Genomic DNA, 26,775 nt, shown 5'->3' with positions numbered 1-26,775 from the left:
AACTACAGCACCTTCAGGTGGTTTGCATACTCCGTATGCACAGCGTATGCGATCGACCTCCTCCAAAGAAGTCCTTTGGACTATCATCTTGTATTCAGCATTCAAAATCTATCCCGATTTCGATTCGTAACACACCCAACTAAGGCAAAAAAGTATTATTGTAATTTCGCATTATTGGTTATTTGTAGGAGAGGTAATAAGCTTTCTATGAGTGTCAGATAAGCAAGCTTCTTTGTAATCTACAACCTCATTAGATGGTTGTAAGTTTAGATACTTCTTAATTGTAGTATAGTTTATTGGGGCAGGAACATCAACAGCTACTAGGCACTGATCATCCATTCCTTCCCATCCACATTTTTAGCCTTTCTATTTCTTTAATTACGTTGTCAATTTCACTAGCGTTGAAAAATACTATTTGAACTATACTATGTTCAGAAGTAGTTACAATTTTGTCGAGGTATAAAAGACCATTTTTATTTTCGACAGCTTTGAAAACTACTTTTGTTGCTTCTGGGATAAACGAAGAGTATTCTATTGCTTCCTGTGTATTTGGAAATACAATGGCTGCACTTGCCACTTTTACATTAGTGACAAATGCAGCTCAAACAAACTGCAATACTCTAATAAACAACTTCATTCTATTTTAGATTTCTCATAAGAGGTGTTATTCGGAAAAGATTGCCTTTTTCTACTTCATTACTCAACAACCAATAGTCTATCAAGTCAACAAAAATTATCTTTTCATATTTTAATATTGATTTGATTTCGTTCCATCTATCATCAATTTCCAAATTATTCTCATTTAGTAAATCATCATAAGAAGAAAGTATAAGAGACATTACTGCTATTTTCTTATCATCATACAAATTACTTTCCTTATAGAACTTAATAAATTCATCAATCCTGTTAGAATCTGCCATTTCTATACCCCAATCCTGTTCCGTACCTGTATAAGGCAATAATAACTCCTTACTAAGCTGTTCGATTATTTCTTTTTTAAGTATCATAAGGCAGAAATTAAAGGATTAATGGATAAGCTGTTTTAACACCACCCCCACCAGGAACAAGTCGTATATGAGTAGCTGCTTTAAATGTTCCATCTGGCATAATAACTCTCGCAGGAAAACCTTTTGGAATAGGAATATTCACAGCTCCATTTGCTGTTTTACTAATGTTGTCTAAAATAAATTGAGCTGCTTTTTGATTATTCAAGAATTGACCTTGTGCCATACCAGAACCTTTTGCTCTATTAATCAAAAAGTTTGTCATATCATCTCCGTGAGTAGTAAATGTATGCCCAAAAATCTTTTTGGTTAGCTGTATTCCTCCTTAGCGACAACTGCAACCTCATCAATATGTTCAACTGTTTCTTCCGCGACTTTGACAACAACCTTACCTCGTTTAAAATTAAAAAGTCGTGCTGCATATCGCAAATATCGAAGTTTTAGCAATTGGCTTACCGGAGCAAAAGTTACAGCAATCTCCAAAACAATCTCATCAGATTCTCTTGTCGCTATATTCCTACGCTCTCTATCATTAACAATCCGCCGGATATTCTGCATACTTTTCCGCATCGAATTATTGCTGATCATATCAATATTAACACCGTTTCTTAGCGCCTGGTAATAAAAGTTTGTCTTACCCCATAAACCTCCACTAACTCCTAATACCATGACGTTTTCTAATTCTTTAACATGTTTCGGGCCTTCTTTCAAACCAAAAGGATCGTTAAAACTAATAGGATTGTTGATTGCAAAATTAAAAGTGGTCCATTCCTCATTAGCTTCCCCAAACTCATCGACCTGCCAAAATCTTCCCAATTGTGGATCATACAATCTATTAACAGCATCATACAACTCCAACCCAACGTCTCCGCTGAACTCGCCGGTCTGTAATTCGTTACCTCCGTTAAACTTATACTTATTCTGTAAGCTATACGTTGGATTGCTTGTTGATATTCCTCTTTGCGTCAGTCCAAACGGGTAATAATGCATCTCCTCCAACACCGCTCCGTTATCTGCCAACATCATCCGCACATCACCTAAATAATCCTTTAAAAAGTAATCATACTTCCAGGCACCGGATTCTAATCTCGCTCGACCTTCTGCAGTGGATACATGCTGCAATACATTGTTTTCAAAGATCAAGCCTCCCAGGTATTGAGTGGTAGTTTGCCCCACACCGGGTTCGTTCACTATTTTACTCAATTTTACGCCCGAGGCGTCGTAAAGATAAGCAATTGTGCCCTTACCTGTTACGGTTATGACTTCAGGAAGGTTCAGGATATTGTATATAATGCTGCTAATATTTTTGTTCTTGTCCAGCGTGAGGTTGCCATTAACATCATAGGCATAATCATCATCTCCGTTGCTGCCATTGTTAAAATCACCCAGGCCGGTAGTAGCCGCTGCTGCATCCGTAACACGGGCCAGTTTATTACTACTCCCCTGGTACACATAGGTCAAATCATCGATTACCTGGCCAGTACCGCTTACCAGTCCCCGCTGCCACATTTTTAATATATTACCATTCAGATCGTAAGCACTCGAAGCCGTCACTCCATCGCCCATTTTGATGTCGTAGCCAGTGCTATTGCCGGGGCTGGTAAAGTCGGTGAAATCTCCTTTTAACAGGCGGTTGGCAGCGTCGTAATCATAGTCGTATCGCCTTAACTCCGCTAAGCCAGTTTTACCCTTCCAGCTCATACCGGCAATATTGCCATTATAAAGGGCCCTGGCATAATTTGTGGTGCCGCTAAGATTATCCTGTTTGTCGTAGGCCAGATCAAATCCGAAATTATGGCCTGTTGAACTGCCATTTAAATAGCCGCGGTTGACGCCGAGTAGCCAGCCACGGATGTTATAATCATAATGCTGGCTTTCTATAGGTGTGCCATTGTTTATGCCCAGCTTTTTGGTGGCCAGTTGCCCTAATGCATCGTATTGGTTTTGGGCCAGCACAATGTCGCCACTTTGGATACTGCTATTATGTTCGATCGTATTTTGAGTGATTTGCGTAACCCGGCCCAATGCGTCGTAAGTGTACCTGTTAACCCTTGTAATAGGTATAGCGCCTGCATCTGCTTTCTCCTGCCTGCTTACTACCGTAAGCGGCTGGCCACTCCAGCTGTACTGGGTGGTAGTAATATCCACACCAGCTGTTGCGTTAACAGTTTTAACCTGTATAGGGCGGGCCTGGTCGTCGTAAATGGTAAGGGTGGTAATATAAGTGGTAGTGCCCAGCACATTAGTGCGTGTACCCGTTATCATTCCCTTGGTGCGGCTATCTTTTATGTTCTGTTGCTGGTATGGGAAACCGCTATTATCACCAACGTTACTATTATAAAAATAACTGTCGTGCAAATTGCTATAGTCGGCGTCTATAGCCGTAATCCCTCTTTCGGTAATCCAACTGTAGCTATCGTAAAAAGTTTCGGTAAGCGGACTAACCCCGGTCAGCATCCCCGGTTCAGGGTATTGGATAGCGGCATTATTGCCACTTTTGCTACGCGCTGTTGCCCAGTGGCTGGTCGGCCCATTGGCATCTGAAAAATGCCGGTTTTGACCGCCCGGTTCAGGTTATCGTAAAGAGTATAGTTCCACAGGTTCTGACCGCGCAGGTTTCCATCCTGGGTCATCACCAGGCGGTTCCTTACATCATATACCATAACCACCTCAGCGGTGCCGGGCACTTTCTTAATTACCATCCGGTTGCGCTCATCGTATTCATATCGAAAACATTGCTCGGCAAGCATCGTCGACGTAAAGCTCCAGCTGTTTTGCGATAAAGTCCTCACGCCTTCCGGCTGTACCACGCATCTTAAATTGCCGAGGTTATCGTAGAGATAGTATGTGCATATCCATCCTGTGTGACCGCTACCGCTCCCATCGTCTGCCGCAGCTGAAAGCTGTACTTTCTTTAGTACCAACTGGCCCTGCTTATCTTTAAACTCGATCACCTGTTTTCCTTGCTCATCCACAGTAGCCGTCTTAATCAATTCGCCCTGAACATACGTGCCGGCGACGGTGTAGCTACTGGCGATAGGTACGCCCAAACTGCCATCAGTAATATGCCACACCTTCACATCGTCGGCTACGGTATTAATCCAGTATTTTGATTTTATACTATGGCGGCTGGCTTCGCTGCTTTGGGTAGCTGTACCGGCCCAATTGGCCCCTGGAGCAAACTGCTCCAGCACACGATTTAACGGGGAGGCTTCAAACATTGTCTGGGAATAGGCGTAGCCTGCGTCTGTCCACTGACTGTTGTATTGCGCGGCTGCAAACTGGTCCTGTTGCGCATAAGGATTGGTTTTAAACAGGCCGTCCCTTACTGAGCTGTTACCACCGGCAGTATTAGCTACAAAAGGCAGGAAGGTATAAGCCTCCCGCCCGTAAGCATCGTACAATACCGGGGTCACCAGGTCTGCCGCAGCGGCGGTATCGCTGCCACTGCTATTAGCAGCATCTGTGGTTGCCAGCGAGCCCTTTTTAATTACGGATTGCAGAGGCCTGCCCAGTCCATCGATATATTGGGTAACCTCTTTGGCCTGAAGCATGTTCCCGGTTGCCAGTGTAACAGGGTTGGTGACGGGTACCGTAGCCGTCCAGCTTCGTGTGTAGTTTACAGGGGTATTACTGCTGTACACAGGAAGATTGCCAGGCGCCTGGGCAAAAATTGCCGTTACAGGAGCCAGTAGCAGGCATATGCAATGCAGTATTGTAGAGACTTTATTGCTTTTCATTTGTTTACTTTTATGTGTTTCAGGGCTGGCTTCGATCGGCTAAGTATACCCTGCTCTTTGTGGCATAGATTTTAGACAGCGTTAACGGGCTCTGATTATCGAACCTCGATTTCTTATAAAAATCACGACGCACCAGCAGAATTTTTCATTTGCCCCTATGAATTAAACATCGCCGATATGGAATAAGACTTACCGGCTTCGAAATTCAGAAAATCGCCGGTTTTGAAATACTCGAAGCTACTGTTATCAAGATCATACCTCCTGTAATCAATAAAGAGACTGTAATTGTAGTTAAACAAATTGTTTACAGGCCTTACGCTTACCCTATAAATTCCTTCGGGGATATGCAGGGTAAATTCAGCTATCGGATTAGAGTAATAATTATTATAAGGCAATTCCACTGTATAAACTACATGACCATCCTGTATAAGATCTACCTCTACCAGACTGGGGTTAGGTAAAAATGGCATATACATTCCACTAAAAGATATCCTGGTCAGGCCAGCCGTCGCGGGTCCCGGGGTAACGGTTTGGTTCACTGCCATACCATTTACCGCAGCGCGGGCCGCATCGTCAGCGCTATTCAGGATATTGCCATGATACTGGCCGCCTTCTATCTGCGTATTGTATACTTCCACTGTGCCGCCAACAATCATATTATGCGATCGCATTACTGGCATATTCACATAAAAATTGTTAAAAATCCGGTGGTAAAGGAAATCAGCATACTTATAATCAAAATGCTTTACAACGGCACCGCCATCATCTTTAATATCCTTCAGCCTGCCAAAACCATCGTAATCATAGAAGCTGGTCCTACCCGCAAAATCAATACTCCTCGTCATACCTACCAGTCGCTTATAAGTATAAGTGTTTACCATTACCTCATCTGTGGCAAAATGCGCTCGCAGGTTACCGGTAACGCCAGAAAGCGTCGCGTCGTCAGGAGGGTTATAAATAGAAGTATGGGATTGGTATGCAACCGGTATGTCCGAATAAGCAGCCCCTGTACTTCGGCCACCAAATACCGGCCATTATAACCCCACAGGTAAGCCACCCGGTCACCTCCCTCACTGGTCTTTTGTAAAATATTAGCGTACTGATCGTACTGGTCAATAGTTGTTTCTACTTCATAGGGCGCACCTTTTACCGATTTTTTTACAGCTGCCAGCGCATAAAAGCCAAAGCCGGTGCTGAAATATTGGTACTCAGCAAATGTCTTCTCCTGCTCCTGGTAACCCGCTCCATTTTCATTGATCGATGTGGTTTCTTCAATCAGCGGAGCAATAATATTTTTGGCAACCATGCCCTGATGAACAGGATCAGAGTAATTGTACGGATATTTGTAGTTTGTTTTTACAAAAGCCCCTTACTATTTTTCGTGGTTATTGTCGTTGGCGATATATACGGTAAACTGGCATATTCATACTCTTTTTCAATGGTCAGGTTAGAGATTTCGTCCAATACCTCTTCCTTTTCTGTTTGAAGCAGCAACTTCAAAACAGGAACCCCATAGTCTCCACTGGTAAATTCTTCAGAGGGTGCTGAACTGCCCGCAAAACCTAGTGCGTGGTTATACAACTCCTGTTCGCCGCCTGAATAATTCCCTTCCACCACCTGGTAAGCTACTTTTTGGTATGCGTAAACGACTCTTACCTGCTCATTTTGAACGTACGGTGTATAGGTAAAACTTTTCCTGTTTTTCAGCAAGTATTTTTTAGTTGACAGGTTGTAACTATACTGCTCAACCATTTTTTCAGCACCATAAAGTCCCTCAGCCTTAAGTCTTGGTATATTGGTACCTTCAATAACTCTTTCGGTCATAAAATGCGCCTGAGGTCCCCCAACATAAAAATCATCCGGTGAAAAAAACTTATGGACGGTTTTGCCCGATTGCCTGCCATAATCATGTTTATATTCTGTTACGGCTGTGTAATATACCGGCGGCCCGTCTGCTGACCAATAGTTGAGAGAAGAAGACGGATGGAAAGTCGTTTTATCCTCAATTGTAATAACCTCCAGGCAATTACGGTTAAGACAACCTAGAGGATATAAAATTGGATCCGTGAACGGTGCCCTTAAATAGTATACGGATGATTTTTCTTTTTCCGGGGCGAAATAATATTTATAAGGTTCTTCTACAAATTTTGGTTTTAGCTTTGCGATACCGGTTCCATCTTCGAGCTCCCCGTATTTAAAGATACGCTGTGTTTCGGGCACCGTATTTTCGGGGTTAAAGTAACTGATGCTTTTTACACGCAGACCGCCGCCCAACAACGGAAGGTCAGAAGCATGCAGGTTACCGTTAAAGGTTTCCAGGTATTTATTGGCTTCAAAAGCAAAATCCACAAAGCCTCCTGTCGGATAGATGATTCTCTTTAAAACGCCCTGTAACATTGCCTGCTCATCAGGGTAATCTACCATATAGTCATCGTTACCAAAACCAAACTCTACATCCGGGTAAAATTGGGTACACCCCGAAAAGGGATCTGTGTCATAATAAAAACGATCTCTCTGGGTCAACGTAAAAGGAATGGTATTTTGATTATGTCCCCATATTGCATTGACCGTATTATTATTGCGGTACCCCCAGCTGTCGTTACCTTTCAAATGGCCACCAAAACTCATTTTACTGTTATATAAAAAGGCATACTTTTCTACATTACTGCCCAGGCCTATATGCACAGAGTCCAGATAATTGGTTCTTACATTATCTTCATCAACATGAGAGTGATATAATCCTACCGACCGAACCAATGTTTGCGTTTCATCGTAAATACTTAAACTGCTAAGCTTTTCAGATGTACCAGAGAATGCGACCTTTCCTCCACGAAATGTAATATCCTTAATAGACAGGCCTTTTACAAGACCACTCATCGTTACAGATGAATTATCCTGATCTACCAGCGCTTTTTTGCTGAGCACATTCATTCCATTCCAATACAATATATGAAACGAATCCTTGCTGTTCAAAGCAGTACCAGCCGTCACTGACCTGTATTTGGGAGTAGACAGTTTATAGAAAGGAATATTATTTAACAGTGCAGGTAAGGTTGTATGCACCGTTACATCAGGCGATATCGCGGTATAATACGGCCGTACCTGGCAAGGATCATCATTAGTAAACAAATCAAAACGATCGCTATACGAAATTACTTGTTGCGGGTCTTCAGTTTCATAGGTAAAATACACATCGTCGGCACCATTTGGGGCTGTTATACGCAGGCATTTCCATGTAACCACATTTCCCTTACTTATTTCTTTACCCATAGTGGTAAGGTATGATTCATCTACGGCACCCTGCTGACCATAATAATATGTAGTGCCATCTGTATCTGTTATAACAAACTGACCGTTATCAAATACGATCTTTATGTTGCTGAAAGGCACAGGAACGATGCGATAGGAGGGGCCATTTTTAAGAAAGTAAAATGCGCCTGATTTATTAGCCAATTTGTAAGCAAACCTGTCGGGCTGCCCGTCTACCTGCCCGGTTCCGATCTTGTACGCATTTAAATGGCCGGCCGTTGTATTATCGTGTGGTGGCAAAGGATATCCAGGATAAGTATAACCAAGGAAACCGGTAATCAGGTTGTTATTAAAATATCCTCCCGGACCAAAGTCATCAATACCGTTAATACTCCTGGTAATTTGCAGATCACAGCTTAACGACCAGCCGAGGCCATACCGGCCGGAACGTTCATTAATTTTTATACCGCCAGCCTGATAAGATAAATCTATAGGTATTTCAAGACCTCCTACATCAATTGAATAAAGTGGAATAGATATATTAGGAACGCCACTTGTCATGCTCATTGAGAAGTCCAGAGACTTAAATAGCGATGCTGAAGTGGGCGTAACAGGGGTAACATTAGGTCTCTGAGCAAAGATTGGGTACGATAGCATCGATAACAGGCAGCAGGTAAAAAGAAATATTTCATGGTTATAATTTATTTGCAATTGTTCGTTAAAAGACATAGGCAGACAGTAATTAGTCGCCGGTTAGCAACAATTAATACTTTACTATCTACGTTAATTAGACTACTGTCTGGTAGCTAATTTATATTGCTCAGTAGTCAGCAATCTTTTCAACCGTTGCTCTCTCAATTGTAACAAGCCTTTCATGCCAGCTAATCTTGATTTAGAATTAACAGCTACTGCATCGAGCTTTGCTGAAGAGCAAAAAAATCTTCCTGTATGCTTTTTATGGAGTCCTTTTGAGCTGCTTCAGTAATATTCAATTTCTTTATAAGATACTGGTAGGATTGCCGGGCAGCCATTTTACATTGTTCTGTGCCAGTGATATTTTTTTGTCCCAAACCCGTTACCTGATATAGAACAAGCAGGCAGCAAAAAATGATCTTCATGGTATGTGTCTTTAGTTAGAGTTATAGAGGTCAATAAGCTTCGCTACTTTTAAACTAACATGATGTCAGAATAAGAATCTTGCCCCAGGCAAGAATATTGTACAACACAAACATCGATCACAAACTATTCCTTCAACGCTAACCTTGTAGGTTTTCATAAAAGTTACACGTACCTAGGTAATTGGAGCATATGATTCAGAACAGGTTTCGCTATAGTTTAAGCTAGCTTTAAATTCATAAAAGTTATGCGACGACTAAATATACGACACATTTCTTAAAGAAAAAATTTTTATGAGATGTTACAAAAAAATTAGTGTAAAGGTATTGAAGGTTATGTGTTATGAAATCCCGCTACACTTACCTTATTATGGGTCAATAAAGCCGAGATTTCAACTCACCTATCTACCTTGTGAGGCTGTTACTTTTTATGAAAAGAACTCTTTCACAACATAACTATGATACAATTTAGAATTACGGGCGAGCGATACCAGATACTATCGTAAATTGTAAAAAATGGCTGACATATAATGCTGTAACAGTTTTCAAATGTTTTAGGAGATGATTACAAAAAATCGCATTGTCCACTGCTTTACACTTCCCTTCCTGTCATGTCATAGAAGGCGAATCGATGACTCAAATTGACATCCTGATCACTTTTTGATATCCCTATTGTTTCTATCCTCTGCTCTTCTGCCGCCACTTCTTCGAACAATGTAACTTTATCCGAAACATTCCTCAGCGCCAAACGAGAAGCCATCGGTTTCTACCATAAAAGTCATTCCAGAGTTCTATTATTAAATCAAAACAGCCTCCGCGCCAACGTCTGATCCACCCGATACTGCCGGCTTTTGCAAAATACAATTACTTTGATAAAGAGCAACAAAGCAAGCATAACAGCTTTACTGTAATAGCGATCAGGATTATATCCTATGTCCTATGGGCCAGCACATGCGTAAAGCGGGCACTTATAAAACAACCAACAGAAGCGGTTATGAACAAACGATCACCCGCTACCGGGCAGCTGACTGCAATGACTGTCCTTTACGTGGAATGTGTCACGGGCAAAAAGGTAACCGGGTAGTAGAAGTGAATCATCGGCTACGAACCTTAAAACAGCAGGCAGCTGAACGGTTGCGAAGTCCCGAAGGAATCGCCAGGCGAAAGAACCGCTGTGCAGATGTAGAACCTGTATTTGCCAATATCAAGGATAACAAGGGCTTTAGGCGCTTTATGCTAAAAGGAATGGAAAAAGTATTGATAGAAACGGGGCTGATAGCGCTGGCACACAACCTGTAAAAACTCACAAAAGCCCAATATCGCTCAAAAACAACAAAACAAGCCGCATAAAAGGCATTGGTTGTCTTATAAACCTTATCTCAGCCATTAAAAAAGAAAATTTGAAAAATCTCACAGCCTAATAGACACAAAATGGAAAAACCGCCTCAAATGCTTTTGAGACAGCTCTTTTTAGCTTATCAGTAATAATCAGGAAACGTTATATCTTGTTCTGCCTGGTGTGGCGATCGCATACATACCATTGGCATCGGGCATGATCAGCGGATCGGCATCAAAGCTATAGTTCTTCGGCATCAGGTCGATACCGCTATTCAGTGCTTTTTCAAAATCGATCACTTCTCCGCTATAAGTTGCCATACGACCAATAATACCGGTAAGCGTGCTTTTAGCACCATATTCAGCATCCCAGAACATATTCTCCCTTAGCAACGGCTGCAAACAGCTCGTCATGTTCTGCCTGGTAAGGATTGTTTTCGCCTTTTTTATCAAACGCGAAAAGAGTATTTCCTTTATGATCTTTGATCACAGCTGCATCCCCGTAAATCTTACCCTTCGTTCCAATAAGCAGTTCATCAACCTTACTCATGGTACGTGGAATATGGCGGCATTGACTATTTAAAATACTGCCATCAGCATAATGAAACTCTACGAAATGGTGATCATATATTTCTCCATACTTTTTATCCGTACGTACCTGGCGTCCTCCCAGTCCCTGCGCTTTAACCGGGTAAGCATTCTTAAACCAATTCACCACATCTATATTATGCACATGCTGCTCTACAATATGGTCACCACAAAGCCAGTTAAAATAATACCAGTTACGCATCTGGTATTCCATTTCTGTTTGATTGGGTTGGCGTTCTTTTACCCAAACGCCATCATTGTTCCACCAGGCCTGCGCCGAAGTAATATCACCAATGAGGTCTTTATTTTTATACAGCGCCCGGTAAGAGTTTTGATATCTCCTTTGCAATCCTACCACCACATTTAGCTTCTTTTGTTTGGCTACCTGGGCCATATCCAACACTTTCTTGATACCAGCGGGATCGGTAGCAACGGGCTTCTCCATAAACACGTGTTTTCCCTGCTTTACAGCCGCTTCAAAGTGGATTGGTCTAAAACCGGGAGGCGTTGTCAATAACACCACATCGGCCAAAGCGATTGCCTTTTCATAAGCATTAAAGCCGGTAAACTTTCTCTCTTCAGGCACATTTACTTTGCTGGCATTGATACCCGATTCAGCCAGGTTGCCGGTTATGGATTTATAACAATCATCCAGGCGATCTTTAAAAGCATCTGCCATAGCCACCAGCTGCACATTCTGGCTGGTACTTAATGCCTGAAGCGCTGCACCGGTACCACGGCCACCACAGCCTATTAAAGCAATCTTTATAACACCGGCAGCGCCTGAAAAAAGTTGGCGTTGCTTAAAAGCGGAGCAGCCACTAAACCGCCGGCAAGCAAACCTGTTTGCTGTACAAATTTTCTGCGTGAAGTTGTATTGTCCATCGTTGTTTATTTAATTGATTGTGATAATAATATTTAGAATGGTGATTTAAAGACCCAGGTAGGTTTCAAAAAATTTGTCAATATTCTCTTTGGGTGGTTGCACCAGTGGCCTCACTAAACGGAAGCCCACAAAGGGAGCATCGGCATTCCACCACTTACTTTTAGGAATTTGCGGATCCCGTCGGTTCCATACAAGATCCGAAGATGTTCTTTTAGAGCTTCGAAGGGACTTTGCCGGGTCGCTGTAATGACCACCCCTTACGACCAGCGGATGCCGGGTAGTGGGTATCACCACGGGATCCTGGCTGGTCTTGCCTCTTGTGTTATAGGTATCAGCTGCATATTGATCTAATACCCATTCCTGCACATTGCCCAGCATATCATAGAAGCCCCATGGATTGGGCTTCTTCAAACCTGTTTGATGATACTTTTGATCGCTGTTGGCGCCATACCAGGCATAATCTTTCAGCCGGGCACTGTCGTTTCCGAAAAAGTAAGTTGTTTGAGTACCCGCTTTGCAGGCATACTCCCATTCAGCCTCTGTGGGCAAACGGTAAAATACTCCTGTTTTTCGTATAGCCATTTGCAATACATCAAAGCTCCATGCTGCTTCATACTATTAGCCGGGAATCCGCCCTCCTTGCCCATTCCTAATGTCATTTCTATATAAGGACGCGAAGGGCGTGTTATGGCATCTACTGTGCTGTTCTCGGCATAGGTCTCATCGTTCAGGTATAAAGCGAACTCATCATGTGTCACTTCGCGCGCACCCATCCAAAAAGCACTGAGGCTAACCTGGTGTGGCTTTTCATCTGCGGCCTTGCCACTCCCCATCAAAAAGCTGCCTGCTTTTACAGGAACCATTTCAAACTGAACTGCAGAACCGGGAATTTTTTGTTGGTATTTTTCAAAAGCCGTTTGCTGTGCTAAGGCACTTAAACAAAGCAAAGACAAACCAACCGTAAAAAATTCATATCGTATCATTGATCTCTGTTCTTAATAGATTATTATTCATTTTATTTGGACACCGGAAAATCATCTACTTCACGGTAGGCCTGTACCAGGCGTTGTTCGCCCTGTTTACCCTGCAGGGATGTTCCATGCTCCATGCCCACTATTCCCTTATATCCCTTATCGTATAGAAATTTGAAAACATTTTTATAATTGATCTCACCGGTAGTTGGCTCCCTTCTACCTGGGTTATCTCCCACCTGGATATAAGGTATTTCGTCCCAGCATAGCTCCAGGTTCGTAATCAGGTTGCCCTCATTTTTTTGCAGGTGATAGGCATCAAACAAGATCTTACAACTGGGACTATCCACTGCTTTGCAGATCTCATACGTTTGTGTAGACGTTCGTAAGAACAGGTCCGGCGAATCGCTTAAAGGCTCGAGTACCATCACTATTCCGTGGGGTTCAAATATCTCCGCTCCGCGGCGTAACGCTTCAATTACATTGGCCGTTTGTATAGCAATGGGCAGATGTTTTTCAAAATCTCCCGGAACCACCGTTACCCATTTGGCATTACAGCGTTTGGCTACCTCTACAGATTTCCTGCAGCCTTCCAGGAATATATCAACATGGCGACTATTTTTAGCAGCCAGGGTATTAGCGCCATTACCGCCTTTGGGTACTACAAATACCCCCATGCGCATACCCAGCCTGGCAAGGGTTTCACCAATTTTTGTTTGCTGCTCGGTTGATCTCCCGGTCATTCCATTATCTTCAATAGACCTGAAACCCAGGTCGTGCATGTATTTGATCTGGTCGATAAAATCACCTCCTGCACTGGTAGAAAACATACCGTCGTGCGGGGCATAGTCGAGTTTAAATTTAGCAGAAGGGTTTACCTGATTTTTTGCAGATACAGCAGATGTTATAGCCAGTGCCCCGGTTGAAAGCAGGCTATTTCTAAGAAAGGATCGTCGTTGCATATCGTAATTTTAAAGAGCATACTACTCATTTTGCCGTGCGCAAAACGAGCAGTATACCTATTGATTAGACTATTAAGTATGATGGCAATTATTTGCCGAAAACATAGATTTCCGCGATAGCCGTAAATGGCGCACGATAGCTATCTGGCAACACCAATTTAAGATATCGACCTTTTGCCTGGTTACTATTGGTAACCGTAAGCTTATCTCCCGATGTGAAAACACCTTCGCCCGCGAGCGTCCAGGTACCGGCAGGATCGGCACTATTGCCTACAAATAACTGCGCTGTTTTAGCATCGCCATTACCTTTACGGCGATACACTTCAAAATAGCTGATATTCTTCTCGGAAGCCATGTCTATAACTGCCCAATGGGGCAATGGCGCGTGCGGATCGTATTGTGAATGCCAGTAAGAATCAAGGTTGCCATCTATCAAAGTATTCATACCTCCCCCATCGCCGCTCTTTCATCAGACACGGCCAAAACCTTCCAGAGCGAACGGTCAAATAAATACGTTTCCGGTAATTGGCCGTTATCCCAGTTGGTATAAAAAGTATCGATAGACGCCGCCTGGGGAATAAATAACGAACGATACTGGAAAGCAGACCCGGCCTTGGCATTAAACGAAGTCGAGAAGGAACTTCCCGGTACCTAAGCACCGTATCAAGGCCTGAAAATTTTGAAATGTATTTAATTTCATTTACAATCATCCCCTCTCCTCCGGCAAACCATTCGATAACCGCAGCAGCTTCCGTAAGCGACACCTGGCGAACACGGCGATTGACCAGCGTAGACGCATATAAGGAGCCGTAAGCTGCACCAAACTGTGTGTAAATCAATGACCGGTTCTTAAAATTATCGATAGAGTAGATGTTAAAGGCGTAGGATTTTTCTTCCAGGCCTGTCAGCAATACTTCCATGCTGTCTCTGCCTGCTTTAAAGCTAACCGGCACTACCAGCGAATCTGCTCCGCTGTTCCAGCTAACCACTACTTCTTTTACATTAATCCCGTTAACCATCCAGAGCCGCATCTTCAACCGCTGCTTACCCGACACAAAAGCTACCGAATCGGGTTTAACGGCATAGACGGTTTCCCCATCTTTTATAAACTCCTTGTGAACATCGGTAAACTTGTCACAGGATGCTGCGCCCGTCAATACGCAGCCGATAATAAATATATAAATCAGGTATTTCATGACTATTTTTTGTCTTATGAATATTTAAGTACAATGTCTCCATTCAACGCTGACCAGGTCTGAAGAGATACTACTTGGGTTCGCCAAAAACATCAATTTCAGCCGGGTGCGTAAACGTGGTACTACCCCAGGTAGATTTTACGACTATTCGGATATAACGCACCGGTTCCTGAGACAGGTCGAATGTAAACTCGTGGCCGGCTTCAGCTACCCTGAGATCATCATCAGTAACAGTGCTTGAGGAACCCGAGGGCTTAACAATCTCAGTTTCCTTAATCTTGGTCCACTCTGACCAGTCGCCGCTTTGCGAAGGAGCCGTGGCTCGTACATATAAGTCAAAAGCACGGGGTTACCCCAGTTATAATAGCTGCTGCTGAACTGACGCTGAAAGATCACCAACCGGCTCACTTTAGCTAACACGCCCAGATCGATCGTAAAAGGAGCAGGAAGCGATGAAGATGGAGAGTGACCGAAAGAGGTTCTGTCATCATCGATCATCTTTTGATCTGACCCCTCGAAATTGGTAAAGTTCTGGTCATTGGCGAGCCTCATGACCCTCATACGGCTTTTAGCAAGTTTTTCTTCATACAACGGCGTGATCAACCTGCCGGTAGGAAATATGGTATCTGAACGGTTGCCGTAGTTATCTTTCACCACCACGCCAAATGCCCTGGGCTGTGGTTTATAACCTCTTAATGACTGCAAACCTTCTAACAGCTGTGAATTAACGATCCGCACCAGCGCCATCCTACCCAAAGAATCTGGGGTAAAGAACTCGAAGGTAAGCGGCGATTTAAATTCATTGGCCCAGCTATACCTGGCACCACCAAAATCGCCCTGTATAAACATGGTCTTTGACACCAGGCTCAACGGTGATTCTAATGGCTGAATGGTACAACTAACAGGGTCTGATAATTCCTGTGCACGGTTAACTGTATAAAGCATCACTTCATGAGCCTTCTCATCATTAAAGCCAGCCACCGTTATTTTGTTCTCATAAATAGAAGCCATCGCCTCCATTTTTTCCCGGTTTCCAAAGTATAAGTGGCTTTTACACTAATAACGTCCTGCTGATTAGGTATGCGATAACTGATGAGGGCGCCACCGGCCTGGTTCTCTACTTTAACTTCAGTAACCTGCATGGGTTTACCCAAACTCTTCGATATCGGCTCATTTACCTTTTTAGTACAGCCCCTATCAACAGTAACCCGAACATTAATAAACATGAGTATTTCATACGCAATATTTTAAAGGCTACCAGCCCGGATTTTGAATTAATAAAGGATTTTTGATCATTTCTGACTGCGGGATGGGCGCGAAATAATCGCGGTAGGTAAACTGTTGCACATAAACACTTACCAGCGTGTAATACTCTTCCGCTTCTCTTCCGTTAATATTCCATCCCATTATCGGCCGGTTTTGCTCGGTTAAGGCAGTCTTCCAGCGATGGCTGTCCCAATAATAACTGCCTTCGCATGCCAGCTCTATTTTCCGCTCCTGCTGTATGATCTGGCGCATACCTTCTTTGGTAAGCGGTTTGGAGGGCTGATTAGAATGACTGGCCCAGCTTTCAACCACCCCTTTTAAACCTGCCCTGGACCTTACCGAATCAATGTACAGGTACACTTCCTGGTCGGGGGCCGATTTCGACTCATTGAGCGCCTCAGCGCAAAGCAGCAGCAGGTCTGCAAAACGCATATCAGGATAAGGATAGGTTTCTTCCGATACGCTATTCGCATCACGCCAGGTGGTGTTCATAGACACCAGCTTCTTGGCCCAGTACCCGGTGGCATTGTACTCTCCCGGATTAAATACGGACGAGTACTCCCCAAACCGGTTTTTAGGATAAGGTGTTTCGCTTTCTGTGGATGTGCGGTAGAAGTTACCATACCATCTTCCCCTGTCAAAACCTAGTGTGGAATAAAAACGTGTTTCCCGATCGAAGTTGAGTGCAGCCGTTTTCTCTCCTGAAGCTATCAAAAGATTATGGGCAGCATCTCCTACCCGGATACTATACCGGCTTCCGTATGGATAAGAAATATCTTCATTAATCGGTACACCGTTATTAGAATAAAATAGTTCTACAGTAGATAACGGTACACTTAAAGTACCGCTCATGCTGGAAGGTGTAGAAGTTGCAGGTTCCAGTCTCGGTAATGAGATCAGCTGAAAGATCCAATCTGCGGGATAGGATGAATTCCCCCATACCACTTCAGGATTCCATCTTTGCGTAACCGCACTTCTAAGCGTGTTGATCAGCAGTGTAGTGTCCGACATCTGCCGGGCATTTACAGCCTGGTAGTCTGATCTCTTGTACAAACGAATACCCGCCTGTGCACACACATCAATCGCACGCTTACATGCACTAGCTGCACTATCCCACCTCGCTGCGTTATACTGCTGGTTGAAAAACGGTTCTTTTTCATGATTTACAAAACCGCTGTAATCTCGATTGCCGTTGAAGAGCGGACTAGCCCAAAACACCAATACTTTCGCTTTGAGCATGTGCGCTACCGATGCTGTAAAACGCCCCAGCTCAGCATTCCGGTTCTCAATATTGAGAGGTAAAGCAGCTGAATTAATCACTTCATCTATCAGTCCTACTACATATGTAAAGCAATCATCCACCTTTTCTCTTTCTGTCCTTACCCCGGCCGTACTTTCATTCACCGGTGTATTTTCGCGGAGCGGTGTCATGGGCCCGTAGTATTGTATCAGGTAAAAGTTCAGATAGGCTTTGATGAGTTTTACCTCTGCCTTCATTCGTTGTTTTTCGTACTGGTTCACATCCTGCACGCCATCAATGCGCTCCAGGAAAGTATTACAGTCGCGCATACCGGCATACAAAGACCGTACGTAATTGGAATTGTTACTCCAATAATTAACTAATGCCAGCGCGGCGCTGTTCTCTGATAGTCCCAGGCGCATACCGGCAGTGGTGCGGTGATCCCTGTTGAAGATCATTTCCATAGCACCGAATATGCCGGGATTCTCGTTCCAGCCTGCAGACTTAGGTATACCCCAATAACAGGTAGCTAAAAACTTTATCGCATTGTACCTGTCGGAAAAAGCGTTATCAACCGTTGGGATATTGTCTGGAACAATGTCGAGGTATTTACCACAGGAGCCTAGTCCTGTAGCTATAAAAATTATAATGATTATAGTATAGATTTTTTCTTCATGGCACCTGTTTTTATAAGCCGATGTTAAAGCCTACGTTAAATACTCTTTGAAGTGGATAGTCAAATCCCGATCCCGCCATCTCAGGGTCCCATAGCTTGAAAGCACTCCAATGCAGGAGGTTGGAGCCGCTGAAATATATACGGAAGTCCGATACCTTAAAACGCTTCAGCATGGATGAGGGGAAACTATATCCTACATCGACAGACTTAAGTCTTAAAAAACTTCCGTTCTGCATAAACCAGGTACTGGTTTGCCGGTTGTTGTCGATATTATAATTGGCAAGCCTGGGCCAGAATGCATAAGAATTCCGATTGCTTTCAGACCAGTAATCGCTGGCAATGGCCTGAAGTACGGCGTTCTGCCCCACTCTTCCGTCGCCACCATCACCATCAATAAATGGTGTCACATTATCCTGGTTCAACCAGAACGACTCACGGGCCAAGCCCTGGAAGAAGAAATTAAAATCGAAGCGCTTATAACTCACTGATAATCCAAAACCATAAATAATCTCGGGCGTTACAGGATGCCCGATAGGCACAAAATCAAGGTTATCAATCTTACCGTCACCATTAATATCTTTATACTTGATATCGCCGCCCGAATATGCACCAAACTCCTGTCGCGGAGAGTTCTTCACTTCGGCAGAGTCAATAAACAGGCGCTCCGCAACCAGCCCCCAGGTTTGCCCCAGGTTAGTACCTATCCTCGACAACCAATAGTTATTGCCATAGTCGGGTTCTTCCCATTTAATAACCTTACTGGTGGTATAGGTAAAAGTACCCCGGCCGGTTAACTTCAGGTCTTTGCCAATAGTTTTATCGTAATTCAGCTCAATATCAATACCTCTCCCCTCGGCTTCGCCTACATTCGCTTTTACGGCAGGCAGGATACCCGCTGTTGCAGGCATGATGCGATCCTGAAGGATATTTTTTCTACGCTCCTTGTAGATTTCGATGATAGAGGAAAATCCATTTCTCATGTTAAACTCCAATGCCAGGTTGGTTTTATAAGACCGCTCCCATCCTACCTGGTCGTTTGCATAACGGCTTACGTCAATCCCGCCCGGATTCTCATTCATATTTACACCCCAGTTTACATTATGTGGTGCATTTAAGTTAACCTCCGATAAATAAAAGAATCTTTCAGAAGCGCTACCGATGGCTTCGTTACCCGCAATACCATAAGAGCCTCTTAGTTTCAACATCCTGAAAACATCTGAGAGTGGTTCAAAGAACGGCTCATTCGAAATAACCCAACCAGCACCAAATGAAGGGAAGAAACCCCACCGGTTATTTTGTGCAAATCGCTCAGAAGCGTTATACCCGTAAGCAAACTCGGCCAGGTAACGTGTATCGAAGTCGTAAGAGAAGCGACCAGAGAAACTTAAATTCCTGGTAGGTAGTGACAGTTGAATAGAAGACGGCGCGCCCTGTTTAAACTGACGTGCTGTAAAAACCAATAAGCCACTGATGCTGTTTTTACCAAAATTGTTATTGTACTGGGTAGCGCCTTCAAAGTAGAATGAGTTCGCTACTGTACGGCTGGTATTATTTGCATCATAATCTAATGTTTCCCTGCCGGTTGTAGGATTTAAACGAACCAGCTTGTAAGAATCATTAGCCAGATCGAATGAAGATACCCGGTAGTAAAAAGGTACATAGGCACGGGAAATACTATACTCGGATCTGCGATCAAAATTAACTAAGGCGCGCGCCATCAACCCTTTTGCAATCGCATCGAGGTTTTGCTTTAGCTCTACAGTAGTAAGCATATTACTGCGGCTATAATCCCTGTAACCTCTCATGGCTTCCGCATAAGGGTTCAGATAGTTACCGGTTTCAAAATTACCAAAGAGGGTATGCTTGGCATAAGCGAAACTGGAATCTGGTTCATAAAAAGGCTTAAAGCGGACAGGATTGGCCTGCATCACCTTGCGGTACATGGCAGAACCACCATCTATTGGCCCCGTGTAATCATCGAAGTTGGCTACAAAACGTGTAGACATTTCAGTGGTCTTGGTGAGGTTGATATTAACGTTGGAGCGAATAGAATATTTATAGAGATCGATATTCGAATTAAAATCATTTTTATTATCCACCTTAAGGTTGCCCCGGTCACGGGTTACACTACCGGCTACATAGTACCGGGCAACAGAACCACCGCCGGTGAAGCTTAGGTTTAAGCGATTATTAATCGCCATTCTTTTAAACATCGCTTCTTCCCAGTTGGTTGCCGGATAAATATCCCGGTGCAGTCCCATTTCCGTAAATGTTATCTGCTCATCGGTGTAAAGCGTTTGCCCGTTTGGATCACGGGTTTTAACGGCTTCGTTATGCATTCGCATAAACGTAACCGGATCAGCAGTTTCCAATCTTTGAGTAGGTGACGAAAACGAGTTTTCAAACCGAAGATCAAAATTCATTTTCCCCTCCTTTCCTTCTTTGGTAGTTACCAGTATCACGCCGTTGGCACCTCTTGCTCCGTACAATGCAGTTGCCATCGCATCTTTCATGATGCTAAAGCTGGCAATATCATCAGGATTTAAACGAGCCAGATCGTTGGCGCTTAATTCAATTCCATCAATCAGGATCAGCGGGTCTTTTTTGCGGAAGCTCCAAAGGATGTAATACCCCGGATAAAAAGGCGGCATTATCCTGGCCCGGCTCCCCACTTCGCTGATAGGCTACCATACCTGTCAATCTACCGGCTAATGAATTGGTAAGGTTGCTGCTGGGCATCCTCAGTTCTGATGGTTTGATCGACGTGATGGACGCTACCATACTGGCTTTTTCTGCTTGGAAAATGCCACAACAGCGACTTCATTCATACTGCCATCTTCTCCATCCAGCACAATAATAAGCGGACGACTATCAGCAATAAAAACATATTGGGTTTTATAGCCTACGGAAGATACTTCAAGGCTGTCGTACAAATTGGCATTAAGAGTAAACTCACCCTTCTCATTGGTCAAAGTACCGTTCTGCGTGCCTTTTACGTAAACTGATACATTTTGGAGCATACCCCCGGCACGATCTTTAATGGATCCCTGAACCACAATAGGTGGCCGTCTGACATCAACAACCGGTGGGGGAATATTTCTGGTAAGAATAACAAACAGATTCCTGTCTATTTTTTATAATACAAGGGCGTATTCAACAGAAGCTTGTCCATAACAGAATCTATGGAAGCGTTCTTTGTACGTATATTAATTTTAAGATCCCTGGGAAATATTTGCGACTGATACACAAACGAATACCTGCCTTGTTCCCGGATAGCTTCCAGCACTTTTTCAATAGGTGCTTCTTTTAAGTCCAGATTAATGCGTTGCCCGGATACATCACTAGCCCATAGTGATGTATAGGTGAAGAGAATAAGAACAATGGACAACTTCATTAACAGGAGAAATTTAAATGCACAGCGATAAGCATAGCAGTTCGTTTTTTTCATACTTTTAGAGGATAAAATGAAAAGCAATCGATTTACAGAAGTTAATTTTCGTTTTATGATCAAGGGAGCCTGGCCGCTTCCTTGATACTTTTATGGCATATTTTTTTATCTGACCATAGGCAATTGATTTAAGGTTCTATTAAAACAGTATTATTCTCGATTTTGTATTGAAAACCGGCAGAGGCTTTCAATGCTTCCAGCACATTCTGAATACTTTGATTATCGTAAAAGCCATTATACTTTTCTGCCTTCATTTTGTCGGACCCGTTTATAACCACACTTACTCCATACCATCGGGCTAGGATCTGCGCAATTTCATCGAGTCTTTTATTCTCGAAAACCAGGTTATTGTTGGTCCACTGGGCTTCAGGGGGATAGAATCGGTTTTTACAATTTTAAGCTTAATAATATCATCATCCGTTTGTTTACTCATGTATTTCGAAGACTGCAACGGCTCTTTACTAACAATCAATTTCTCATCGGGCTTTAGCACATACACCTGTTGCTCATGCTTATTGAGCTTCACCTGTAAGGAGCCTCTCACAAGGGTTGTTGTTGAGCTACCCTCATCAGGATAAGACCGAACGTTAAAAGCAGTCCCCAATACTTTTACGTCGAGCTCTGAAGTATGAATAATAAAGGGACGTTCAGGGTCTTTAACCACATCAAAGTAGGCTTCCCCTGTTAAAGTAAGTGTACGGTGCGTTTTACCAAATCCATCTCCATATGAAATCTTACTATCACTATTGATCCATACTTTTGAACCGTCTGGTAACACCAGACTTGATTTGGACCCTTTTTTCGTAGCGACTATATTGCTATTATCTACTCCTGGCTCCTTACTACTCATTTGTGTTTGAACACCAATCGTTATCACCAATAATAAAATAGCGGCGGCGGCCCATTTTAAAACCCATCTTATTTTCGCCGGCTTCCGTATGATCACCCTGGGCTCTGTTTCTTCCTCCATGAGCTGATGTAACCTGGCCCAGTTTTGCTCTCTTTTTGCCAGCTGTTTGGACGAATGGACCTGCAGGCTGCTGTTATTGATCAATTCTGACAATTGGGCTTCTGTCCGGGCCTCATCGGGATTGGCTTCTACCCAGCGGGACAGTTCCATTTGTTCCGACAAGGTTATTTCCCCGGAAAGCTTTTTAGTCAGTAGTTCAATAAAACGCTCTTGTTGCATAACCGTCATCTATCTGTATTATAGATGACAAAAAAATAGCAGAACTACGTATTGCAGTTTTTATTTTTTTTAAGAATTTTCTGATCGCTTTTTGAGATGGATATTTTCGCGACCCAGCCAGGCGGTAATTTTCCTTATCGTTTGATACAATTGTGTTTCCACCGTTCGGATGGAAGTATTCAATAAAATACTTACCTCCTTACAACTAAGCCCTTTGTCTTTAACCAGGTAGAAGACCAGCCGGGATTTGGGTGGCAAATTGTTCAATAAATCCTCCAGTCTCTTAATATTCTCTCGATCTATCAGCTCTGTTTCAGGATTGGTAAAACTGTATTGAAAGGTATCCGCCAGGTCATCAATATCAATATTATTGATCTCTTTCCTGGATTTCAGCACATTAATGGAAGCATATTTGGCTGCAGTGTAAAGGTAGGCTGAAATATTTTTGATGCTACCCATGGTCTTACGGTTTTGCCACAGGCGAATAAATACATTAACTACCACATCTTCCGCATCCTGCTCGTTGTTGAGGATAGAACGGGAAAAGGCAGTCAGATCAAAATAAAAAAATTGTACAGCTCCTTAAAAGCCATTTCATCATCATGCTCCGCAATGCGCAGCGATAATTCGTACAATCGTTGATTTTTCAAATGCAAGTTGTTGTTACCATCAAAAATAGCAGATTCATTTTAAAAATCAATTAACTGATCTAATACTTTGGTTTTACCCTTTCGTGATGCAACCCGGTATTACAGAATTCACGCTTACTAACCTGTACTACCTGTTAAAATTATTCAGACAAAAAATTCTGACAGAACACAATTCAGCCGCGCAGGATCCAACAAGAACAAATCCAAAGTATTACAATTTATTCGAGGAGCTCATAGAAGACCGGGCTTGTAACTTATCTATATCCGTCGCACAAATACTTTACATTTTCTTAATGCCATTTTACCGAGCCCCGACATTACAAGTTCCCCATACCCTAAACCGGTGACGTTAACAAATCATTGCAAGAGGCAGGGGCCAGCACAGCCATCGACAAAAATCATCTGCTACTCGCAGGCTGAGCGGTCCGAAGCTTTCAGATAATCACCATCAATAATTTGATCTGATCGCGCTATGTAGCGTACCGTTCAAAAAAATACAATCATAAAACCATCTCCGTAGACAGGCAGCTTTTCAATCGGGTAGCTGTCGACGATTAAAAGGAATAACACAGCGTTTGCAATAAACAAAACATTGCCGAAGTGGCAGGTATTCGCCCTCAAAAAACTGCTGTTCACCGGCAATTTTGATGTGGTTCGCCATTATGGTATTGGGCCAGAGCCCGTTGCCAATGTATGTTTGTGAAACAATTACTAATAACTACCCTTCCTGAGGGCAGGAACAAAAAAATAAAATGAAAAATTTAATTCTTTCCGCCGCTACTTTATTAACGATCACATTTAGTGCTGCCGCTTCACCTGTAGAACCAACAGTAACCGAAAAAGCCCAGGCCACTTTCGTATCTATATTTAAAAGTGCGGTTAATGTTACCTGGCGCGAAACAGCAAACAGTACAGAAGCTTTCTTTACCACTAATGATGTAAAGACCCGCGCTACTTTCGATACTAAAGGCAACCTGATCCAGACCATTCGTTATTATAAGGAGGACAAACTTTCGCCTGTTGTATTAGCCGGTGTAACGGCTGCTTTCCCGGGAAAAGAAATTCATGGCGTAACTGAAGTAAGCAATAAAAACGGCGTTAACTACCGTATCGTTTTAAAAGACAACAAACACTACACTCATATCAACGCCAATAGCACGGGCGATACTGAAGTAGTTTCAAAATATAAAAGAGGGGATCAATAACCTTCATCTTTTTCTCATGTAAAACAACGGAGGGGATTTCTATCTTCTCCTTTTTTGTTTTTAGCGGTGCACACGGCTTTAACGAATACGGATCGCCCGTCTTTTAAAGTAACAAAGGTTAAGTGGGTTAAAATAGACATACTATTAAATACGAGATACCTGTATCTTTGGACTAGCTAAATACAACAAACCAACTCCAACAAATAGTCCAATGCTTCGACCCTGGCAATTAGATATCAGATTAGATCAACAAAATGAAAAGGCAATTTATGTACAAATTGCAGACGCTATCATATCCGACATACAATCCGGAAGACTGAAAACCGGCGAAGCGCTTCCCGGCAGCAGGCTAATGGCTGAAATGCTAAAAGTAAACAGGAACACTGTTGTAGAAGCCTTAAACCTGCTGTTGAATGAAGAGTGGATCGTTTCCAAAGAACGAAAAGGAACTTTTGTTGCAGATATTTTACCAGGTGATTGGTCAACTCCAAAAAAATTGCACAGCCTCCAAAAGAAACACTTCATAAAAAATACAGGATCAGCTTCGACGACGGGCATCCCGATAGCAAGATAGCGCCCGTACTTCCGTTAGCCGGGCTTATCGCCAGATTTTTAACCGTAACGCCCGCTGGCAAATGATGGGATACGGTAATGAGCTGGGAGATCCCGAATTTATCAACGCTATAGTGCGCATGCTCAATCACCAGAGAGGCATGCAGATCAATCATCAGTCGATATGCATTACCCGGGGTAGTCAAATGGCCATGTATTTGGTGGCACAATGCCTGCTATCAAAAGGCGACTTTGTTATGGTAGAAAATCCCGGGTATAAGCCCGCCTGGAAAGCCTTCGAAAATGCCGGAGCCGAATTACTTCCCATTCGTGTGGACCAGGATGGTTTAGTGATTGATGAAGTAGTCGCATGCCTTGCCCGAAAAAGAAGATCAAAGCCATCTATATCACCCCACATCACCAATACCCGACTACCGTAACGCTAAGTTTACAGCGCCGGTTAGAATTGATACAATTGTCTAACCAATACGGGTTTACCATTATTGAAGACGATTATGACAACGAGTTTCATTATGGTTATCGCCCCTTGCTCCCGGTATCCAGCTTCCCCGAACTATCGAACTATGTTTATATCGGAACGATGAGTAAAATTGTTGCGCCCGCTTTACGAATAGGCTACCTGGTATGCAGCAACCCTGAATTACTTAAGAAGGTGGGTGAGCTTCGTAAGATCATAGATGTTCAGGGAGATGGAATTATGGAACAAGCCGTTTTACAATTGATCAACGACGGAACCATTAAGAGACATGTACGCAAGGCCACCAGTCATTACAAAGCTAAAAGAGATTTCGTTGATGACCTGCTGGCCAGGCACCTCGCCGGAAAGGCATATTACAGGTTACCTGATGGCGGACTTGCTTTCTGGATTGAACCAAGGGCAAAAGTAAACTGGCCAAAGATCTCAGCCGAATTGATGACCAAAGGAATCAAAATGCTCCCGCCAGATCACTATAGCGATCTCAGCTCAATAAATGGATTACGCTTCGGGTTCGGCTCCCTGTCAGAAAAAGACCTTACCGAAGCCATCAAAGCATTAGCCGCTCATTTACCTGCAGCTCACTAAAGCCATACGCTGTACGCCCCTTAATATTGGCACTTCACCAGAAAACAAGTTAGCAGCATATCCGTCTATATTGATGTTGATAGCCAGGTCCTACTGCCTGCTCCTGTCATTTACATCAGGCAGACCTAAGAAGGCAGCCAATGATTTTAATTTCATCAACTAATTTTTTAACACTCGGAATAAGACGGTACGAAAACACCATTTACAGCCAATATAGTCGCTAGCTCTATTTTAGCTCCATCCTTTAATTCAATAAATGGAACCGGATCATCCCAAACCATTTCTTTGATAAAACCTTCTTTTCGCACAATACCGTTCTCATCCAGCAATAAGGCTATTTTACTGCCGTGCTCCTGGCAATCAACCAATATATCGCAGAAGTCACCATTGATAGCCAGTGTATTTCTAATGTCCATTTT

At 43.1% G+C, this 26,775-nt stretch carries 32 protein-coding genes and 2 pseudogenes; 5 read left to right on the top strand and 29 right to left on the bottom strand.

The window, feature by feature from the left end:
* Positions 1-331 precede the first annotated feature (331 nt).
* The 9 genes from MKP07_RS19710 to MKP07_RS19670 all read right to left on the bottom strand — a co-directional run bounded on the left by MKP07_RS19710 (position 332) and on the right by MKP07_RS19670 (position 9,111).
* Complete coding sequence (locus MKP07_RS19710; RefSeq protein ID WP_240848703.1) at positions 332-577, bottom strand: hypothetical protein; 246 nt, start codon at positions 575-577, stop codon at positions 332-334.
* 61 nt (positions 578-638) lie between these two features.
* On the bottom strand, positions 639-1,007 hold the full coding sequence (locus MKP07_RS19705) for a hypothetical protein (protein ID WP_240848702.1): 369 nt from the start codon (positions 1,005-1,007) through the stop codon (positions 639-641).
* A 10-nt stretch (positions 1,008-1,017) separates the two neighbouring features.
* On the bottom strand, positions 1,018-1,269 hold the full coding sequence (locus MKP07_RS19700) for a hypothetical protein (protein ID WP_240848701.1): 252 nt from the start codon (positions 1,267-1,269) through the stop codon (positions 1,018-1,020).
* Positions 1,270-1,313: 44 nt separating this feature from the next.
* Positions 1,314-3,461 (bottom strand): RHS repeat domain-containing protein, encoded by a 2,148-nt coding sequence (locus MKP07_RS19695; RefSeq protein ID WP_240848700.1) that lies wholly within the window; start codon positions 3,459-3,461, stop codon positions 1,314-1,316.
* Entirely contained in the window at positions 3,455-4,744 is a 1,290-nt protein-coding gene (locus MKP07_RS19690; protein WP_240848699.1) for a DUF6443 domain-containing protein, read from the bottom strand. Before MKP07_RS19690 ends, MKP07_RS19695 begins: the two co-directional genes overlap by 7 nt.
* A 155-nt stretch (positions 4,745-4,899) precedes the next feature.
* The gene (locus MKP07_RS19685) at positions 4,900-5,625 is read right to left on the bottom strand and encodes a hypothetical protein (protein WP_240848698.1); all 726 of its coding nucleotides are present in this window, start codon (positions 5,623-5,625) and stop codon (positions 4,900-4,902) included.
* On the bottom strand, positions 5,625-6,050 hold the full coding sequence (locus MKP07_RS19680) for a hypothetical protein (protein WP_240848697.1): 426 nt from the start codon (positions 6,048-6,050) through the stop codon (positions 5,625-5,627). Before MKP07_RS19680 ends, MKP07_RS19685 begins: the two co-directional genes overlap by 1 nt.
* Before the next feature lie 50 nt (positions 6,051-6,100).
* On the bottom strand, positions 6,101-8,650 hold the full coding sequence (locus tag MKP07_RS19675; protein WP_240848696.1) for a hypothetical protein: 2,550 nt from the start codon (positions 8,648-8,650) through the stop codon (positions 6,101-6,103).
* Positions 8,651-8,898: 248 nt separating this feature from the next.
* Positions 8,899-9,111, bottom strand: coding sequence for a hypothetical protein (locus MKP07_RS19670; protein ID WP_240848695.1), 213 nt, complete (start codon positions 9,109-9,111; stop codon positions 8,899-8,901).
* Positions 9,112-10,035: 924 nt separating this feature from the next.
* Here MKP07_RS19670 and MKP07_RS19665 point away from each other — a divergent pair.
* Positions 10,036-10,407, top strand: coding sequence for a transposase (locus MKP07_RS19665; protein ID WP_317236055.1), 372 nt, complete (start codon positions 10,036-10,038; stop codon positions 10,405-10,407).
* A gap of 189 nt (positions 10,408-10,596) precedes the next feature.
* On the opposite strand, the gene MKP07_RS19660 is transcribed toward MKP07_RS19665, so the two are convergent.
* From MKP07_RS19660 to MKP07_RS19580, 19 genes and pseudogenes are all read right to left on the bottom strand, one after another.
* On the bottom strand, positions 10,597-10,821 hold the full coding sequence (locus MKP07_RS19660) for a hypothetical protein (protein WP_240848693.1): 225 nt from the start codon (positions 10,819-10,821) through the stop codon (positions 10,597-10,599).
* Positions 10,805-11,785, bottom strand: a complete 981-nt coding sequence (locus tag MKP07_RS19655; RefSeq protein ID WP_240850951.1) for a Gfo/Idh/MocA family protein — start codon at positions 11,783-11,785, stop codon at positions 10,805-10,807. The genes MKP07_RS19660 and MKP07_RS19655 overlap by 17 nt, the downstream gene beginning before the upstream one ends.
* An 11-nt stretch (positions 11,786-11,796) precedes the next feature.
* Entirely contained in the window at positions 11,797-11,916 is a 120-nt protein-coding gene (locus MKP07_RS19650) for a twin-arginine translocation signal domain-containing protein (protein ID WP_240848692.1), read from the bottom strand.
* Positions 11,917-11,962: 46 nt separating this feature from the next.
* A complete protein-coding gene (locus tag MKP07_RS19645) occupies positions 11,963-12,499 on the bottom strand; it encodes a formylglycine-generating enzyme family protein (RefSeq protein ID WP_394803587.1) in 537 nt (178 codons plus the stop codon).
* Complete coding sequence (locus MKP07_RS42775; RefSeq protein ID WP_394803586.1) at positions 12,382-12,900, bottom strand: formylglycine-generating enzyme family protein; 519 nt, start codon at positions 12,898-12,900, stop codon at positions 12,382-12,384. The genes MKP07_RS19645 and MKP07_RS42775 overlap by 118 nt, the downstream gene beginning before the upstream one ends.
* Before the next feature lie 32 nt (positions 12,901-12,932).
* Positions 12,933-13,850 carry a hydroxypyruvate isomerase family protein gene (locus MKP07_RS19640; RefSeq protein WP_240848691.1) on the bottom strand — a complete coding sequence of 306 codons (918 nt, stop codon included), beginning with the start codon at positions 13,848-13,850 and terminating at the stop codon, positions 12,933-12,935.
* Between the two features lie 88 nt (positions 13,851-13,938).
* Positions 13,939-14,295 (bottom strand): discoidin domain-containing protein, encoded by a 357-nt coding sequence (locus MKP07_RS19635; protein ID WP_240848690.1) that lies wholly within the window; start codon positions 14,293-14,295, stop codon positions 13,939-13,941.
* Entirely contained in the window at positions 14,267-15,046 is a 780-nt protein-coding gene (locus MKP07_RS19630; protein WP_240848689.1) for a DUF4998 domain-containing protein, read from the bottom strand. Before MKP07_RS19630 ends, MKP07_RS19635 begins: the two co-directional genes overlap by 29 nt.
* A 70-nt stretch (positions 15,047-15,116) precedes the next feature.
* A pseudogene (locus MKP07_RS42770) lies at positions 15,117-15,332 on the bottom strand (DUF5000 domain-containing lipoprotein); the annotation flags it as partial.
* Positions 15,254-15,895 carry a DUF5126 domain-containing protein gene (locus MKP07_RS19625; RefSeq protein WP_240850950.1) on the bottom strand — a complete coding sequence of 214 codons (642 nt, stop codon included), beginning with the start codon at positions 15,893-15,895 and terminating at the stop codon, positions 15,254-15,256. The pseudogene MKP07_RS42770 and the gene MKP07_RS19625, both read right to left, overlap by 79 nt.
* Positions 15,896-15,988: 93 nt before the next feature.
* Positions 15,989-16,188 (bottom strand): annotated as a pseudogene (locus tag MKP07_RS19620) (DUF4959 domain-containing protein); the annotation flags it as partial.
* Between the two features lie 112 nt (positions 16,189-16,300).
* Positions 16,301-18,190, bottom strand: coding sequence for a RagB/SusD family nutrient uptake outer membrane protein (locus MKP07_RS41300; RefSeq protein ID WP_240850949.1), 1,890 nt, complete (start codon positions 18,188-18,190; stop codon positions 16,301-16,303).
* 49 nt (positions 18,191-18,239) lie between these two features.
* Positions 18,240-20,879 (bottom strand): SusC/RagA family TonB-linked outer membrane protein, encoded by a 2,640-nt coding sequence (locus MKP07_RS19610; RefSeq protein ID WP_240848688.1) that lies wholly within the window; start codon positions 20,877-20,879, stop codon positions 18,240-18,242.
* Positions 20,809-21,009: a hypothetical protein gene (locus MKP07_RS19605; RefSeq protein ID WP_240848687.1), complete on the bottom strand. Its 201-nt coding sequence runs from the start codon at positions 21,007-21,009 to the stop codon at positions 20,809-20,811. Before MKP07_RS19605 ends, MKP07_RS19610 begins: the two co-directional genes overlap by 71 nt.
* The gene (locus MKP07_RS19600) at positions 21,003-21,284 is read right to left on the bottom strand and encodes a carboxypeptidase-like regulatory domain-containing protein (RefSeq protein ID WP_317235862.1); all 282 of its coding nucleotides are present in this window, start codon (positions 21,282-21,284) and stop codon (positions 21,003-21,005) included. The genes MKP07_RS19605 and MKP07_RS19600 overlap by 7 nt, the downstream gene beginning before the upstream one ends.
* Positions 21,285-21,355: 71 nt before the next feature.
* Positions 21,356-21,676, bottom strand: coding sequence for an STN domain-containing protein (locus MKP07_RS19595; RefSeq protein ID WP_240848685.1), 321 nt, complete (start codon positions 21,674-21,676; stop codon positions 21,356-21,358).
* Between the two features lie 128 nt (positions 21,677-21,804).
* Positions 21,805-21,981, bottom strand: coding sequence for a DUF4974 domain-containing protein (locus tag MKP07_RS19590; RefSeq protein WP_240850948.1), 177 nt, complete (start codon positions 21,979-21,981; stop codon positions 21,805-21,807).
* Positions 21,975-22,874 carry a FecR domain-containing protein gene (locus tag MKP07_RS19585; protein ID WP_240848684.1) on the bottom strand — a complete coding sequence of 300 codons (900 nt, stop codon included), beginning with the start codon at positions 22,872-22,874 and terminating at the stop codon, positions 21,975-21,977. The genes MKP07_RS19590 and MKP07_RS19585 overlap by 7 nt, the downstream gene beginning before the upstream one ends.
* A gap of 60 nt (positions 22,875-22,934) precedes the next feature.
* On the bottom strand, positions 22,935-23,420 hold the full coding sequence (locus tag MKP07_RS19580) for an RNA polymerase sigma factor (protein WP_262919824.1): 486 nt from the start codon (positions 23,418-23,420) through the stop codon (positions 22,935-22,937).
* 847 nt (positions 23,421-24,267) lie between these two features.
* Here MKP07_RS19580 and MKP07_RS19575 point away from each other — a divergent pair.
* From MKP07_RS19575 to MKP07_RS19560, 4 genes are all read left to right on the top strand, one after another.
* Complete coding sequence (locus MKP07_RS19575) at positions 24,268-24,720, top strand: hypothetical protein (RefSeq protein ID WP_240848682.1); 453 nt, start codon at positions 24,268-24,270, stop codon at positions 24,718-24,720.
* A gap of 211 nt (positions 24,721-24,931) precedes the next feature.
* Entirely contained in the window at positions 24,932-25,294 is a 363-nt protein-coding gene (locus tag MKP07_RS19570; RefSeq protein ID WP_240848681.1) for a GntR family transcriptional regulator, read from the top strand.
* Positions 25,295-25,355: 61 nt separating this feature from the next.
* Positions 25,356-25,712: an aminotransferase class I/II-fold pyridoxal phosphate-dependent enzyme gene (locus MKP07_RS19565; RefSeq protein ID WP_240848680.1), complete on the top strand. Its 357-nt coding sequence runs from the start codon at positions 25,356-25,358 to the stop codon at positions 25,710-25,712.
* Positions 25,643-26,356 carry an aminotransferase-like domain-containing protein gene (locus tag MKP07_RS19560; protein ID WP_240848679.1) on the top strand — a complete coding sequence of 238 codons (714 nt, stop codon included), beginning with the start codon at positions 25,643-25,645 and terminating at the stop codon, positions 26,354-26,356. The genes MKP07_RS19565 and MKP07_RS19560 overlap by 70 nt, the downstream gene beginning before the upstream one ends.
* Before the next feature lie 167 nt (positions 26,357-26,523).
* On the opposite strand, the gene MKP07_RS19555 is transcribed toward MKP07_RS19560, so the two are convergent.
* A complete protein-coding gene (locus MKP07_RS19555) occupies positions 26,524-26,772 on the bottom strand; it encodes a hypothetical protein (RefSeq protein ID WP_240848678.1) in 249 nt (82 codons plus the stop codon).
* Positions 26,773-26,775: the final 3 nt, after the last annotated feature.

Source organism: Paraniabella hibiscisoli (genome assembly GCF_022512515.1).
Classification (GTDB): Bacteria; Bacteroidota; Bacteroidia; order Chitinophagales; family Chitinophagaceae; genus Niabella; species Niabella hibiscisoli.
This window is presented reverse-complemented; position numbering and strand designations above follow the sequence as displayed.

Bases quoted from the DNA above. Each gene is read 5' to 3' on its own strand.
- MKP07_RS19705 (WP_240848702.1), bottom strand. From the start codon at position 1,007: ATGATACTTAAAAAAGAAATAATCGAACAGCTTAGTAAGGAGTTATTA.
- MKP07_RS19700 (WP_240848701.1), bottom strand. From the start codon at position 1,269: ATGACAAACTTTTTGATTAATAGAGCAAAAGGTTCTGGTATGGCACAA.
- MKP07_RS19695 (WP_240848700.1), bottom strand. From the start codon at position 3,461: ATGCTGACCGGGGTTAGTCCGCTTACCGAAACTTTTTACGATAGCTAC.
- MKP07_RS19690 (WP_240848699.1), bottom strand. From the start codon at position 4,744: ATGAAAAGCAATAAAGTCTCTACAATACTGCATTGCATATGCCTGCTA.
- MKP07_RS19685 (WP_240848698.1), bottom strand. From the start codon at position 5,625: ATGGTAAACACTTATACTTATAAGCGACTGGTAGGTATGACGAGGAGT.
- MKP07_RS19680 (WP_240848697.1), bottom strand. From the start codon at position 6,050: ATGGTTGCCAAAAATATTATTGCTCCGCTGATTGAAGAAACCACATCG.
- MKP07_RS19675 (WP_240848696.1), bottom strand. From the start codon at position 8,650: ATGCTATCGTACCCAATCTTTGCTCAGAGACCTAATGTTACCCCTGTT.
- MKP07_RS19670 (WP_240848695.1), bottom strand. From the start codon at position 9,111: ATGAAGATCATTTTTTGCTGCCTGCTTGTTCTATATCAGGTAACGGGT.
- MKP07_RS19660 (WP_240848693.1), bottom strand. From the start codon at position 10,821: ATGTTCTGGGATGCTGAATATGGTGCTAAAAGCACGCTTACCGGTATT.
- MKP07_RS19650 (WP_240848692.1), bottom strand. From the start codon at position 11,916: ATGGACAATACAACTTCACGCAGAAAATTTGTACAGCAAACAGGTTTG.
- MKP07_RS19645 (WP_394803587.1), bottom strand. From the start codon at position 12,499: ATGGCTATACGAAAAACAGGAGTATTTTACCGTTTGCCCACAGAGGCT.
- MKP07_RS42775 (WP_394803586.1), bottom strand. From the start codon at position 12,900: ATGATACGATATGAATTTTTTACGGTTGGTTTGTCTTTGCTTTGTTTA.
- MKP07_RS19640 (WP_240848691.1), bottom strand. From the start codon at position 13,850: ATGCAACGACGATCCTTTCTTAGAAATAGCCTGCTTTCAACCGGGGCA.
- MKP07_RS19635 (WP_240848690.1), bottom strand. From the start codon at position 14,295: ATGAATACTTTGATAGATGGCAACCTTGATTCTTACTGGCATTCACAA.
- MKP07_RS19630 (WP_240848689.1), bottom strand. From the start codon at position 15,046: ATGAAATACCTGATTTATATATTTATTATCGGCTGCGTATTGACGGGC.
- MKP07_RS19625 (WP_240850950.1), bottom strand. From the start codon at position 15,895: ATGTTTATACAGGGCGATTTTGGTGGTGCCAGGTATAGCTGGGCCAAT.
- MKP07_RS19610 (WP_240848688.1), bottom strand. From the start codon at position 20,879: ATGCCGCCTTTTTATCCGGGGTATTACATCCTTTGGAGCTTCCGCAAA.
- MKP07_RS19605 (WP_240848687.1), bottom strand. From the start codon at position 21,009: ATGGTAGCGTCCATCACGTCGATCAAACCATCAGAACTGAGGATGCCC.
- MKP07_RS19595 (WP_240848685.1), bottom strand. From the start codon at position 21,676: ATGAAAAAAACGAACTGCTATGCTTATCGCTGTGCATTTAAATTTCTC.
- MKP07_RS19585 (WP_240848684.1), bottom strand. From the start codon at position 22,874: ATGACGGTTATGCAACAAGAGCGTTTTATTGAACTACTGACTAAAAAG.
- MKP07_RS19575 (WP_240848682.1), top strand. From the start codon at position 24,268: ATGAAAAATTTAATTCTTTCCGCCGCTACTTTATTAACGATCACATTT.
- MKP07_RS19570 (WP_240848681.1), top strand. From the start codon at position 24,932: ATGCTTCGACCCTGGCAATTAGATATCAGATTAGATCAACAAAATGAA.
- MKP07_RS19565 (WP_240848680.1), top strand. From the start codon at position 25,356: ATGATGGGATACGGTAATGAGCTGGGAGATCCCGAATTTATCAACGCT.
- MKP07_RS19560 (WP_240848679.1), top strand. From the start codon at position 25,643: ATGCCTTGCCCGAAAAAGAAGATCAAAGCCATCTATATCACCCCACAT.
- MKP07_RS19555 (WP_240848678.1), bottom strand. From the start codon at position 26,772: ATGGACATTAGAAATACACTGGCTATCAATGGTGACTTCTGCGATATA.